The following is an 11,502-nucleotide window of genomic DNA, read 5'->3' on the forward strand; positions in this document are numbered from 1 at the left end:
TTGGTTGCACTTGCGATAAAGGCAGCCCTTGGCACTTGAGAAAGCCTCAAGATGTGATCTGCGCAACGTCGCTTGCGTACATCAACCTGAAAGCTGCTGAGACACATGCCGAAAAAGATCGAAAAGAGCCAGTTGCCGACAAAGGTATGCGTCCGTTGCGGACGACCATTTGCATGGCGGCGAAAATGGCGGAAAGATTGGGATGACGTCAAATACTGTTCTCAGCGCTGCCGGCAAACGAAGTGATCCATGAGCAAGAAGTTTTCCGTCGCTGTCATTGGGGCTGGTATAGCCGGGTTGAGCTTTGCCAAAGCGCTTCATCCAAATGCGAAAATCACCATATTTGAAAAAAGCCGCGGCGTCGCAGGTCGTATGGCCACACGAACACGCGGCGGCTTCGTATTTGATCATGGCGCACAGTATTTCACGGTTCGGGAGGAGCGTTTTCGCCACGCGCTAGCTTCTGCCATCGAACACGGTCCGGTCGAGCCATGGACCGTCGCGATCGCCTCCATCGGGATCGAAGGCGAGACGACGTTCCGCGAAAACGCCCAACTCCGGTTCGTGGGCACGCCTTCAATGACGGCCCTAGGCAAGTATTGGGCAAAGGACTTTGATGTTCGCCTGAACCACAAGGCAACAAGCCTGCGCCGCGATGGCGGACTGTGGTATCTTGATTTTGAAGCCGCGGCGTCAGAGGGCCCCTTCGATTGGGTTGTTTCGAGTGCCCCGGCGCCTCAGACCGAAGCTCTCCTTCCCTTGCCGCCGGTGCATCGTCAGAAATTGCAGGCTGTATGCATGCAGGCATGCTTTACGCTTATGGTCGCTTTGGCCGATCACAGCGAACTTCCGAGCGCCGGATGCCAGATCGACCATCCTGTATTAGGTTGGATCGCGCGAAACGACGCTAAACCTCGCCGAGACGGACCAGCCTGTCTTGTTGTTCACGCCAATAATGAGTGGTCGTCCCGCAATATTGAAATGCCGTTGGTGCAGGTGCAGGCCGCAATGGTGGGCGCTTTACGGGAGGTCCTTGCTTTAGAGTCGATCAACCCGGACCTTTTTGCGGAGTTGCATCGCTGGCGCTATGCCAATGTCGCAAAAGCACTTGGGGAACCATACCTCCTCGATGAGCAACAGCGCATTGCTGCCTGCGGAGATTGGTGTCTCGGCAACCGTGTGGAAGCCGCGTTTATGAGCGGGGCAATATTGGCAGACAAGATGAACGAAATGGCGCGGCAAAACATATGACACACCCAGCCACGAAAAGCGTTTCCGCGATTTTGACTATCGCCGGTGCTGCTCCTTTCATCCTGTTGCTTTCACCCCATCTGCCTCTCGCGGATGCCGTTTTGCCCGATCATGAAACAGCGTTTCTCACCTACGGCGCGATCATAGCGGCATTCATGGCGGGCGCGCTCTGGGGTCTCAGCCAAACTGCCAGCAATGTTCCGATCGCACAGCTTGTTGTCAGCAATATCCTTGCGCTCGTTGCTTGGGCATCGCTTCTTCTGCCGCGCTCGTATCTTCACGCATCGCTTGCGATTCAGCTGGCAAGTTTCTTGGGTCTCCTTGCGGCGGATCTCAACCTGCGAAAGGCAGGTTTGGAAGCCTCATGGTATATAAAGCTTCGCTTGAGCGTAACGGCGATCGTGGCAGCAGCCTATTGCGCCGCCTTCCTCTACCTTTGAAGCCGTTGGGCATGATCAATGCACTGCCATGCTGACCGGCTTATGGGGTCTGGCTATACGGAACTGATGGAGCAAATATCGGGCGTGCTGGACAATCTTGTCCGCAGCGTCGATGTCGAAGCGTGCCAGCTCATCGGCATTTGCCTTGATGGCTGTCGCCATATTCCGCGAAAGGGTGGCAAAGCCTTTCTGGCCTTCAATAAACGCCTCGTAAGCGCTGCCTTCCAGCGTGTCTGCAAGATGCGCTAAGGCCTCCTCACGCTCGTCAACGCTCATATCACGAATTGATTTTTGGTATCCTTCCATCGTCATGCTCTCGGTACAAATCGGTTGATCTTGTTCCGGTGCCGAGCTGCGTCACGAGCCTCGGCGCAGAGGAAATAGGAAGGATATTTTTTGCGTTCAAGATGCTGTCAATGCAGCCTGATCTCGCCCGTCACTTTTTTCCATTCACTGGGACCAACCAACTGACGATGCGTGTAACGAACTGAGTGAAGGGGTCCCTCCAACTTCGTTTCCCAAAAATTCAGAAACTTACGCATTTCGGGAAAATCGGGCGCCAGATCGTAATCCTGCCAGACGTAGCTTTGCAGAACGGACCCGAAATCGGGCATGCGATATAGAATATGCGCTGTCGTCAGACCGTAGCCGGCCATTTGCATTTCCAATTCAGAAGTAAAACGCATTCTTTGCCTCCGTTTCATGACACGATGATGGTGCCGCCGGACGGCGTCATTCGCAACTGGAAAATCCACTTCTTAAAAATTTTATGTCAATCTAATCAGGGCGTTAGTAGCAAAATGAGGCGAGTGCTAATTTTTTTCCCCTACGGCCTCTTGAAAATAAAAATCGGCGAAACGATCTCATCCCGCGCGATCGCCAGAATGGGATTGCAATCCGTCCGGACTGGTCATCCGGTCCGAGGGGAATCTTGATCATCATCGTTTGTCCAGGAGGAAAACATGACGTTCCGACCGCTTCACGACCGAATTCTCGTCCGCCGCATCGAATCGGAAGAAAAGACAAAAGGCGGCATTATCATTCCCGACACAGCCAAAGAAAAACCGCAGGAAGGCGAAGTCATTGCCGTTGGACCTGGCGCTCGCAACGAAGCCGGCCAGCTCCAGGCGCTCGATGTGACAGTCGGCGACCGTATCCTGTTCGGCAAATGGTCCGGCACCGAGATCAAGATCAATGGCGAAGACCTTCTCATCATGAAGGAGAGCGACGTCATGGGTGTGATCGACGCAAAGCTCGCCGAGAAGAAAGCTGCCTGAGAGCTTCTTCATCTGTGACATCAAAGCTTTGAAAGGATTGAAAGAATGGCTGCTAAAGAAGTCAAGTTTCATAGCGAGGCCCGCGAGAAGATGCTGCGCGGCGTCGACACGCTGGCAAATGCCGTCAAAGTGACCCTCGGTCCGAAGGGCCGTAACGTGGTGATCGATAAGTCGTTCGGCGCTCCTCGCATTACCAAGGACGGTGTGTCCGTTGCCAAGGAAATCGAGCTGGAAGACAAGTTCGAAAACATGGGCGCGCAGATGCTGCGCGAAGTGGCCTCCAAGACCAACGACCTCGCTGGTGACGGCACCACCACCGCAACGGTTCTGGCCCAAGCGATCGTTAAGGAAGGCGCGAAAGCCGTTGCGTCGGGCATGAACCCGATGGACCTGAAGCGCGGTATTGACCTTGCCGTGGATGCCGTTGTTGGAGAGCTGAAGCGCAATGCACGCAAGATCTCCAACAATTCAGAAATTGCTCAGGTCGGCACGATCTCCGCCAATGGCGACGCGGAAATCGGCCGTTATCTTGCCGAAGCGATGGAAAAGGTCGGCAACGAAGGCGTCATCACCGTCGAAGAAGCCAAAACCGCTGAAACCGAACTTGAAGTTGTTGAAGGCATGCAGTTCGACCGCGGTTACCTCTCGCCATACTTCGTCACCAATCAGGACAAGATGCGCGTGGAGCTGGAAGAGCCTTACATCCTCATTTATGAGAAGAAGCTCTCCAACTTGCAAGCAATGTTGCCGGTTCTTGAAGCAGTCGTTCAGTCCGGTAAGCCGCTTCTCGTTATCGCTGAAGATGTTGAAGGCGAAGCGCTGGCGACCCTCGTGGTCAACAAGCTGCGCGGCGGCCTGAAGATTGCTGCCGTCAAGGCTCCCGGCTTCGGCGATCGCCGTAAGGCCATGCTGGAAGACATCGCCATCCTGACGGGCGGTACCGTGATCTCCGAGGACCTCGGCATTAAGCTCGAAAATGTCACGCTCGACATGCTGGGCAGGGCGAAAAAGGTCGTAATCGATAAGGAAAATACCACGGTCGTTGACGGCGCAGGCGCAAAGTCCGACATCGAAGGCCGCACGGCACAGATTCGCGCCCAGATCGAAGAAACCACCTCTGACTATGACCGCGAAAAGCTGCAGGAGCGTCTCGCAAAGCTCGCTGGCGGCGTTGCCGTGATCCGCGTTGGCGGCTCGACGGAAGTCGAAGTCAAGGAAAAGAAGGATCGGGTGGACGATGCGCTGCACGCAACCCGCGCCGCAGTGGAGGAAGGTATTCTGCCTGGTGGCGGCATTGCCTTGCTGCGCGCGATCAAGGCGCTCGATGCCGTGAAGTTCGCCAATGACGATCAACGCGTCGGTGTCGATATTGTCCGCCGTGCCATTGAAGCGCCAGTTCGCCAGATCGCTGAAAATGCCGGTGCAGAAGGTTCGGTCATCGTCGGCAAGCTGCGCGAAAAGAGCGATTTCTCCTATGGCTGGAATGCTCAGACCGGCGAGTTCGGCGATCTCTACAGCCAGGGAGTTATCGATCCTGCGAAAGTCGTGCGTACCGCGCTGCAAGATGCAGCCTCTGTCGCCGGCCTTCTCGTGACGACAGAAGCAATGATTGCAGAAAAGCCGAAGAAGGAAGCCGCTGCTCCAGTGCCGGCGGGCGCAGGCATGGACTTCTAAGATGATGTTTGGCCCGCCTCGATAAGGCGGGCCTTTTCGTACGATCATGGTTCAGGCCGTTTTAAGACGTTTGGAAACAGGCATGGATGCGCGGGACCTCATGATTTGTCAGCGCGTTTTCGATGCCTTCCGCCTCCAGGTGGGGTTCGACAAAGCATCTCCAGAAGCGCAGCGGATTGCTGCAATCACCGTGCAGCTTTATCGCCAAGGCGTTCGCAAGCCAGACCAACTGCGAGCTATGGTTGAAGCAGCATATGAACCTTCCCCGCCAGAGCGCGAAATACCACCGTCTCGCCAGGCTGTATTGACCTGAGGCAAGCTCGCCAACAAATCGGATGACAGAGCGGCAGGGAACTGGCGCTCTGCTTCTTGTCAGCATTCAAGACTTAACGTCGCACGCGGGATTGACCTCAATTTTCGGCATAACCGCGACTGCAAACGCCTCCAAGCGATGGGCTATCCCATAATGATACGAGTTGCGGTGTAATCGCACTCAATACAGCCGCCATGTAACCTTCGATCAACCAAGTCGGTTGACCTAATTTTTGCTCCTTTTTGCTAGCCTCGCCTTCATGAAACAAGACAGGGGGACAAACCATGTCCGTCATGTTGAAGAAGAAGTTTTGCAAAACAGAGGACCCGCGGCACATGAAGGAAGTTTCTGTCAATTCCCGGATCATTAAGTCGATCTATTTTCGGCCGGAAGACGGACGGCTTTATATCCAGTTCAAGAATGGTGAAGAGCGTCTCTTTGAGGGCGTCACGGAAGAGGCCATTCACGCCATGGTCGCCGCGCCTTCGCCCGGGCAGCATTACATCGACCACATCCGCACACGCTTCAAGCGGCTTGCCGCTTAAATCAATCCTTTTTTCTTGATGCGCAGGCTAGAAGCTGATTGCGTTCGCATCCTGAATATGTCGGAACTTAAGGCATAAGCCTTGTTGCGGTCGCATAAATTTCAGACCGCAACAAACGAATTGCACGACCCCAGCATAGGGTCGTGCAGGCATTTCGACCGGCCTTACGCAGCCTGACTCTGACGCACGCGTCTTGCGTCCAGGATTTCAAGCGCCTGGTCCACCGTGGAAACAATAGCAGCTTTTTCACCATTACAGGTCTGCCAGGCTTCAATGAAGCTGCTCGTCTTGCCATAGCTGTTGTCAAGAACGCAGTGATCGGCGCCAATCAGCACGCACATGATATGGCCATGCATACGGTCCGTGATCACTTGCTTAGCAGAGCCGAGAAGTGCAACGCCACGGTCGAACCGCTGTTGAGCACGTTCGCGGTAAGCAAGTTCGGTCATCTTTGCGCGTCCGCCGATCCTGCCGGACATCAGGCCCTTGAGGATTGCCGTGTGTTTTGTTGTACGCTGGAAATCAGCCGGCTCATCCGGCCAGTCGGACTTCACAGTGCCCGGGCGGCTGGTCGCTGCTGTCAGATCTTGTGGCGCGCCAACTTCCTGATCTTCGCGCAGGTTCAAGAGAAGCTCATGCTGCGGTTTTGGCTTTTCGACAGGACCGATGCAGAAAGCCATATCCGGGCAAAGGCGCGTTTCGCACTGAAACCACTTTTGCGCAAATTCGAGGCTGCGCTGGTCGCGCACGAGAAGCGTAAAATTGCCGTGGCGTTCGATAGCGCGTGCCGTACTGTCGATCCCCGACTGCTCGCGGAAATGAATGGTCTGTGGCATTTGCACGATCGGCCGGCCTTTGAAGCGGTCGAGCATATGCTCGCGGAACTGCCTATACCCAGCCCAAATATCCCCGAAATTACCCCCACCGTGCAGGAAGATGCGGCCGTCACCGATCGCTCCGAGCATGCGTGCTTCGTCATATGTGGGGATTTCGGTCACATAAGATGGCCGTGTCTTACGTCCATCGAAGTAGGCAAGTTCGCCCAGCCAAATAGCGCTGTCACCGATGTTGTAGTGGTTGGGGAAGTCTAAAAGCGCAAAGCGCTCATTGGGATCGAAGAGATCGGCAAGCCGATCGGTGATCAGCCGCTGAAGTCTCTGGATCGTTGCAACATTGGTTTCCAGCATTAAAAACTCCTTTTGAGCGTGGGGAGAACGCAAGCACGGATCGATCTATTCCAAGCGATAGATTTTGATCTGCCTATCCTCTCCATGACCTGTCTTGGGAACTGCAGTCTTTCGATAATGGGCTTAGCATCGATCATGCCTGAGCCCGCTTTCTGATCGGCAGCACGGAAGCCACCAATGCGATGTAGGGCCGCATGGCTGATCGTCCAATAACCGGTAGCAGGCCGAGATAAACGATCCCGCCGATGGCGATTGTCGTGAAAAGCGAAAGCCAACGGTTCTCGATGTGACTGCCGATGATTGGATGGCAGAACCACACGACGAGCCCCATGACGGCGGCTGCAATAAAGGGCAGTCCAACGGCCTTCAACGTTCCGTAGGCGTCGATATGGGCAAAGCGGCTCAGAACATACTGCTGATAAGGCATGGTCAGCCAGGCGCGCAATACATAGCCGGCTGCGACAGCAACGACACCGTAGGGAACCAGGATCCAGGTCAAGATCAGCGTGGCCACCAGCTGAAGAGCTGCAACCGACAGAACCGACTCGGCGCGGTTGACCGCCGACAGTGCCGATGAGGCAAAGAAGTTCGTAACGAAAGGTACCGCCATGAGGACCAGGACCGTGGCAATATCGCCCGCGTTGCCCCATTTGTCGCCGAACAGCATTGCAATCATGTCTGTCGACAAGGCGCCGAAGCCGAGCAGCAGAGGGATCGTTCCGAGTGCCGCGATCCCGATAATCTTGTTATAAGCGTTGCGGAACGCTTCAGGATCATTCTGCAGGCGCGACAAGGTCACCAGCGAAACGCTGCTGATGGGCGATAGAACGGCTTGTCCGATCAATTCGATCAGACGCCAAGCGATACGGTAACGGCCGACCTCAACAGGGCCGTACCACCGCGAAATGAAAATGTCCTGCACGCGGGCCAGCAACATCCACATCAGCTGCGTCACGACGAGGCTGACGCTGAAGAGGAAGATCGAGCGGAAAATGGGAATGCTGAAGCGCAGCCTCGGCATCCAGCGATAGGAGTACCAGCCGAGGAGAACGGTGACGACTGCATTAACTGCCGTCTGAGCGACAAGCGACCAGACGCCCCAACCCAGCATGGCGCAGACAACCGCAGTAATGCCCGCCAAAAGGCTTGCAACGATGCTTTGGGCGGCCAGGCTCTTGTGTCCAAACTCGCGTGCAAGTCGCGCATTGTGAATGACCGCCAGCGAGGAAATCGGCAGCAGCGGCGCAAGCCAGCGCAACAGGGGAGACACGCCGGGGTCTCGCACCAGCTCCCCGTAAGCGGGCGCGAAACTGAAAACGAGGACAGCAACCAGGCTGCTGAAGGCAAGCGTTGCCCAAAAGGCGGTATCGGCGAGCTCTTCGTCGAGTTCCAGCTGACGCGTGACCGCATCGCCAAGTCCCGCATAAGCAATGACGCGGCCGATTTCTACGAATAGGCTGGCAAGCGCAAATGTGCCAAAGTCGCTTGGTCCGAGGATACGGGCGAGCACGACAAAGATGATAAAGGTTGCGATCGTCATCCAGGCAACACGGACGACCGACCATAAGACCGAAAGCGCGGTCTTCTTCTTCAGGTCGCCATGCGCAAGTGCGGCGTCAGCCATTCGAACTCCACTCAAAAATGATCACTCGCCGCTGGAAGCGGCGCGAGATGGAAAAGTAATCTGATCTCAAGAGCCAGTGGCCTGATCTTCTTGCAGCTTTCCTGACCGCCAATAAGCAATCATTCCAGCAACGCTGTCCTTCAGCGTGCTGCTGTGCGTGAAGCCGAGATCTGCATTGGGGCGTTTACGTGTGATGAGCTCGCGGACCGCCTGTCGAATATCCCAGCGCAACATGCCACGCATGTTGGAGCGGCGGTCGAAGAGGTATTTGGCATAAAGTGCGCCATTGCCAAAGGCATAGCCACGCTGCAGCTTTTGCACCTCTTCCGTCAGGCGCCGTCCATGAAAGTGTTTGACAGCAAAGTCGGGAAGATATTCGACGCGAATGCCGGCATTGAACGCCCGGTGCGTGAAGTCGGTATCTTCTCCAGAGCGGAATGCGGTGCCGGCGCCGAAGCGCGTATCGAAAAGGCCGATCTTGTCGATCAAGGCGCGTGAGAAGGCCATATTGGCGCCATGGATAAAGCCGCCAGCATGCAAATCGGCTGTCAGCACAGCTGGCTCAAGTTCGGGCTTGATGGTTACTGGAAGGTCGCGACTGTCGCCAAGCTCGATACGCCCGCCACGCAGGACCGGCTCGTGATCCCCCTCAAATGCCTTTTGGATTTGCAGGAAATAGTCCGGAAAAACTTCGCAATCATCGTCAGTGAAAGCGAGGATTTTCCCAGATGCTGCTCGAATGCCAGTATTACGGGCGACGGCGAGGCCGGGCCGCTTCTCGTAGATCAGCGTTGTCGCAATGGGCGCCGTCTGCGACCAGTTTCGAACAATCTCAGATGTGTTATCGGTTGATCCGTTATCGACAAAGACGAATTCGAGCTGTAGATTTTTAGCTTGCAATGCGGCGGTGGCAACTGCCTCAAGACACGTTGCCAGTCCTTGCGCGCGGTTGCGCGATGACATGAGCAGGCTGATGTCCACAGGACGAGAAACCATTCTATTTTCCCTTCTGCGATCAATCTTCTGACAAAGGATAAAGCGGCGAAAGCACAACCGCAAGAAAGTTTTGCAGTGCAGCAAAACCGCTAGACGTGCTGAATCAATGCATTAATGAGGTAATTTAAGGGCGATTGAATAAAAGCAACCCGAGGAAATCCTTTTGCAGAACAGCAATGTAATAAAATTTGATTAATAGTATAAAAATTGATTTTTGCTAGCGATGATGACGCTGGAACGCTGCTCGAGCAAAGAAACGAATTGGAAACAGTATCTCGAATTAGGATTTTGTCTATCGTCGAGCAAGAAGAAGCCGTGTTGCTGTTCGGTGCGCATTGTATATCCAAAGCAGTCTTCCGCTGTTGATAAACACGCGATGCTCCTCGTGATCAGGAGATTCGTCATGCACTATGAGCATCTTCTCGCGAAACTGAACCTGCCGCTCGGTGCGACGCCTGACGAAGCTGGTGCTGCCAAAGGCTGCACGACATCATGAGTGCGCAAATCTCGTGTTCAGATTGTCCTGTCCACGAGGTTGGTTGCGCCCAATTCGTGCTTTGGGCACAAACGTGTCAATGCTGCTCCTGCTGAAGCCATTGCTTGATCAAGGGAACGTCGGCATCGCCGAGTTCGTGACCGCCGGAAATAACGTCGGAATCGACAGTTGCTCCCGAGGACTTGAGGCGGCTTTCGAGGTCTCCGGCATATTTTCCGTAAGCATCCGTTTTGCCACTGATCACGAGGAGATCCGTGCCCTTCAGGTTGGTTTGCGGGTACTCCTTCAGAACCGGCATGGATCGAAGCAAGACGGCACGATGGACCAGATTCGGATGAAGATACAGCAAGGAGTTCAAGAGGTTTGCACCGTTCGAGTAGCCGACAAAGACGATCTTGTCGGGGTCGAGGCCGTAGGACTTGACCGCATCCTCGATGAACGAAGCAAAAGCCTGGGCCTCGCTTTTGATATCGGTTTGATCGAACGAAAAAGGCGTTATTCGCTTGTACCAGCGTGGAAAGCCTTCCTCGGTAGCACGACCGCGGACACCAAGCAGGGTCGCTCTTGGCGCAACCTTATGAAGCAGCGGCATCAACGTCGTTTCATTCCCACCCGAGCCATGCAACAGCACGAACACCGATCCATCAGGGTTCGGCGGCGTGTAGAATCGATGCACGAAGGGAAGATCTCTATAGTTCACACGCGGTTGGCCGGGCATTGAAAACTGCGGCAGCGTGACCTTCAGCTGGTCGAGATCCGTAATCGTGTTTGCCGGTAGCAAAAGCTTAGTTCCAAGTGTCTTCCGGGGCTCATCGACCGTCATGCCCGGCTTATCGGTTGCCAGTTCGAACAAGGTCCCGCCCGGCTCGCGGACATAGAGCGACTTGAAATATTTCCGGTCATGGATGGTCGTTGCAGATGTAGACGAAGGGTCTTTTACGATATTCTCGTGAACCGCATTCAGTTCGTGTTCGTCGGCAGCGCGAAACGCGACATGATCCACGACACCCGTTCCCTGCGCCCCGGACCAGAACCCGCCGGCATCTCTCACATCGACGACATCTCCACTGTCCGAAGTCATCCGCTGGATCGCACCGCGGCTCGACTGGAAGCGGTAACCGAAGTGCCGTTCCAGAAACTCGCGGCTTTCAGCTGGCTTTTCCGTCAGCATGGTTGCGCCGCGCACGCGCTGTACGGCGTGCTCAATGGGAACGTCGCTCCCGTCCCAGACGGCAGGAGAGGTCAGCGTTGCATTGCCAACAAGCTTCACGATGACTTTATCGGGATCCTTCAATCTCAGAACCGGCTCGCCGAATTCTTCGGTGGGACCCTCGCTGCGCATCTGGAAGTTGATGCAGCGCGTCACCCAGTAGCCGATGCTGGCGGGATTGATGGCCAGCGACAGCTCATTGAACTGACCGTAGCCGGCGCGGCCTGGCGCACCATCTTCCCACACCAGGAAGGATACCAGCGATCCTGGTGTTCCCTCTGCGTCACCATAAAAAAGATGAAGCTGATTTTCGTCTTCAAAGCCGGCTGTCTGCTTCACCAAACGCAGACCCAGGAAGCCCGCGTAAAAATCCACATTTGCCTGAACTTTTCGGGTGATCAGCGTGACGTGGTGAATCCCGGAAACCATAGAGCCTGCCTGTGTCGATGGGAATAGAAGCGACAAGATAAGAACGGAAAGTAACGCCAT

At 55.1% G+C, this 11,502-nt stretch carries 13 protein-coding genes; 7 read left to right on the forward strand and 6 right to left on the reverse strand.

Annotation, left to right across the window (positions count from 1 at the left end):
* Nucleotides 1–105: 105 nt before the first annotated feature.
* The 3 genes from VQ830_RS00260 to VQ830_RS00270 are packed head-to-tail and all read left to right on the forward strand — an operon-like array spanning nucleotide 106 to nucleotide 1,691.
* Nucleotides 106–246 (forward strand): DUF2256 domain-containing protein, encoded by a 141-nt coding sequence (locus VQ830_RS00260; protein WP_337266054.1) that lies wholly within the window; start codon nucleotides 106–108, stop codon nucleotides 244–246.
* Nucleotides 247–249: 3 nt separating this feature from the next.
* Nucleotides 250–1,251, forward strand: coding sequence for an NAD(P)/FAD-dependent oxidoreductase (locus tag VQ830_RS00265; RefSeq protein WP_337266055.1), 1,002 nt, complete (start codon nucleotides 250–252; stop codon nucleotides 1,249–1,251).
* Nucleotides 1,248–1,691 (forward strand): DUF3429 domain-containing protein, encoded by a 444-nt coding sequence (locus VQ830_RS00270; protein WP_337266056.1) that lies wholly within the window; start codon nucleotides 1,248–1,250, stop codon nucleotides 1,689–1,691. The genes VQ830_RS00265 and VQ830_RS00270 overlap by 4 nt, the downstream gene beginning before the upstream one ends.
* Before the next feature lie 15 nt (nucleotides 1,692–1,706).
* Here VQ830_RS00270 and VQ830_RS00275 read toward each other — a convergent pair whose 3' ends face one another.
* Together VQ830_RS00275 and VQ830_RS00280 are read right to left on the reverse strand one after the other, a co-directional pair.
* Nucleotides 1,707–1,997 carry a hypothetical protein gene (locus VQ830_RS00275; RefSeq protein WP_337266057.1) on the reverse strand — a complete coding sequence of 97 codons (291 nt, stop codon included), beginning with the start codon at nucleotides 1,995–1,997 and terminating at the stop codon, nucleotides 1,707–1,709.
* Nucleotides 1,998–2,104: 107 nt separating this feature from the next.
* Nucleotides 2,105–2,377, reverse strand: a complete 273-nt coding sequence (locus tag VQ830_RS00280; protein ID WP_337266058.1) for an usg protein — start codon at nucleotides 2,375–2,377, stop codon at nucleotides 2,105–2,107.
* A gap of 276 nt (nucleotides 2,378–2,653) precedes the next feature.
* Here VQ830_RS00280 and groES point away from each other — a divergent pair, with 276 nt between their 5' ends.
* From groES to VQ830_RS00300, 4 genes are all read left to right on the forward strand, one after another.
* Entirely contained in the window at nucleotides 2,654–2,968 is a 315-nt protein-coding gene (gene groES / locus VQ830_RS00285; RefSeq protein ID WP_337266059.1) for a co-chaperone GroES, read from the forward strand.
* 45 nt (nucleotides 2,969–3,013) lie between these two features.
* Nucleotides 3,014–4,642 carry a chaperonin GroEL gene (groL, locus tag VQ830_RS00290; RefSeq protein ID WP_337266060.1) on the forward strand — a complete coding sequence of 543 codons (1,629 nt, stop codon included), beginning with the start codon at nucleotides 3,014–3,016 and terminating at the stop codon, nucleotides 4,640–4,642.
* An 82-nt stretch (nucleotides 4,643–4,724) separates the two neighbouring features.
* Nucleotides 4,725–4,955 carry a hypothetical protein gene (locus VQ830_RS00295; protein WP_438617134.1) on the forward strand — a complete coding sequence of 77 codons (231 nt, stop codon included), beginning with the start codon at nucleotides 4,725–4,727 and terminating at the stop codon, nucleotides 4,953–4,955.
* 335 nt (nucleotides 4,956–5,290) lie between these two features.
* Nucleotides 5,291–5,500, forward strand: coding sequence for a KTSC domain-containing protein (locus tag VQ830_RS00300; protein WP_337266062.1), 210 nt, complete (start codon nucleotides 5,291–5,293; stop codon nucleotides 5,498–5,500).
* A 164-nt stretch (nucleotides 5,501–5,664) separates the two neighbouring features.
* Here VQ830_RS00300 and VQ830_RS00305 read toward each other — a convergent pair whose 3' ends face one another.
* The 4 genes from VQ830_RS00305 to VQ830_RS00320 form a co-directional block, all read right to left on the reverse strand.
* A complete protein-coding gene (locus VQ830_RS00305; protein WP_337266063.1) occupies nucleotides 5,665–6,687 on the reverse strand; it encodes a polysaccharide pyruvyl transferase family protein in 1,023 nt (340 codons plus the stop codon).
* 133 nt (nucleotides 6,688–6,820) lie between these two features.
* The gene (locus VQ830_RS00310; RefSeq protein WP_337266064.1) at nucleotides 6,821–8,311 is read right to left on the reverse strand and encodes a lipopolysaccharide biosynthesis protein; all 1,491 of its coding nucleotides are present in this window, start codon (nucleotides 8,309–8,311) and stop codon (nucleotides 6,821–6,823) included.
* Nucleotides 8,312–8,377: 66 nt separating this feature from the next.
* The gene (locus VQ830_RS00315) at nucleotides 8,378–9,307 is read right to left on the reverse strand and encodes a glycosyltransferase family 2 protein (protein ID WP_337266065.1); all 930 of its coding nucleotides are present in this window, start codon (nucleotides 9,305–9,307) and stop codon (nucleotides 8,378–8,380) included.
* A gap of 572 nt (nucleotides 9,308–9,879) precedes the next feature.
* A complete protein-coding gene (locus tag VQ830_RS00320) occupies nucleotides 9,880–11,442 on the reverse strand; it encodes a VOC family protein (protein ID WP_337266598.1) in 1,563 nt (520 codons plus the stop codon).
* Nucleotides 11,443–11,502 lie beyond the last annotated feature (60 nt).

This window comes from Oryzifoliimicrobium ureilyticum (genome assembly GCF_037199735.1).
In the GTDB taxonomy this organism is placed as follows: Bacteria; Pseudomonadota; Alphaproteobacteria; order Rhizobiales; family Rhizobiaceae; genus Rhizobium; species Rhizobium ureilyticus.

Bases quoted from the DNA above. Each gene is read 5' to 3' on its own strand.
- VQ830_RS00260 (WP_337266054.1), top strand. From the start codon at position 106: ATGCCGAAAAAGATCGAAAAGAGCCAGTTGCCGACAAAGGTATGCGTC.
- VQ830_RS00265 (WP_337266055.1), top strand. From the start codon at position 250: ATGAGCAAGAAGTTTTCCGTCGCTGTCATTGGGGCTGGTATAGCCGGG.
- VQ830_RS00270 (WP_337266056.1), top strand. From the start codon at position 1,248: ATGACACACCCAGCCACGAAAAGCGTTTCCGCGATTTTGACTATCGCC.
- VQ830_RS00275 (WP_337266057.1), bottom strand. From the start codon at position 1,997: ATGGAAGGATACCAAAAATCAATTCGTGATATGAGCGTTGACGAGCGT.
- VQ830_RS00280 (WP_337266058.1), bottom strand. From the start codon at position 2,377: ATGCGTTTTACTTCTGAATTGGAAATGCAAATGGCCGGCTACGGTCTG.
- groES (WP_337266059.1), top strand. From the start codon at position 2,654: ATGACGTTCCGACCGCTTCACGACCGAATTCTCGTCCGCCGCATCGAA.
- groL (WP_337266060.1), top strand. From the start codon at position 3,014: ATGGCTGCTAAAGAAGTCAAGTTTCATAGCGAGGCCCGCGAGAAGATG.
- VQ830_RS00295 (WP_438617134.1), top strand. From the start codon at position 4,725: ATGGATGCGCGGGACCTCATGATTTGTCAGCGCGTTTTCGATGCCTTC.
- VQ830_RS00300 (WP_337266062.1), top strand. From the start codon at position 5,291: ATGAAGGAAGTTTCTGTCAATTCCCGGATCATTAAGTCGATCTATTTT.
- VQ830_RS00305 (WP_337266063.1), bottom strand. From the start codon at position 6,687: ATGCTGGAAACCAATGTTGCAACGATCCAGAGACTTCAGCGGCTGATC.
- VQ830_RS00310 (WP_337266064.1), bottom strand. From the start codon at position 8,311: ATGGCTGACGCCGCACTTGCGCATGGCGACCTGAAGAAGAAGACCGCG.
- VQ830_RS00315 (WP_337266065.1), bottom strand. From the start codon at position 9,307: ATGGTTTCTCGTCCTGTGGACATCAGCCTGCTCATGTCATCGCGCAAC.
- VQ830_RS00320 (WP_337266598.1), bottom strand. From the start codon at position 11,442: ATGGTTTCCGGGATTCACCACGTCACGCTGATCACCCGAAAAGTTCAG.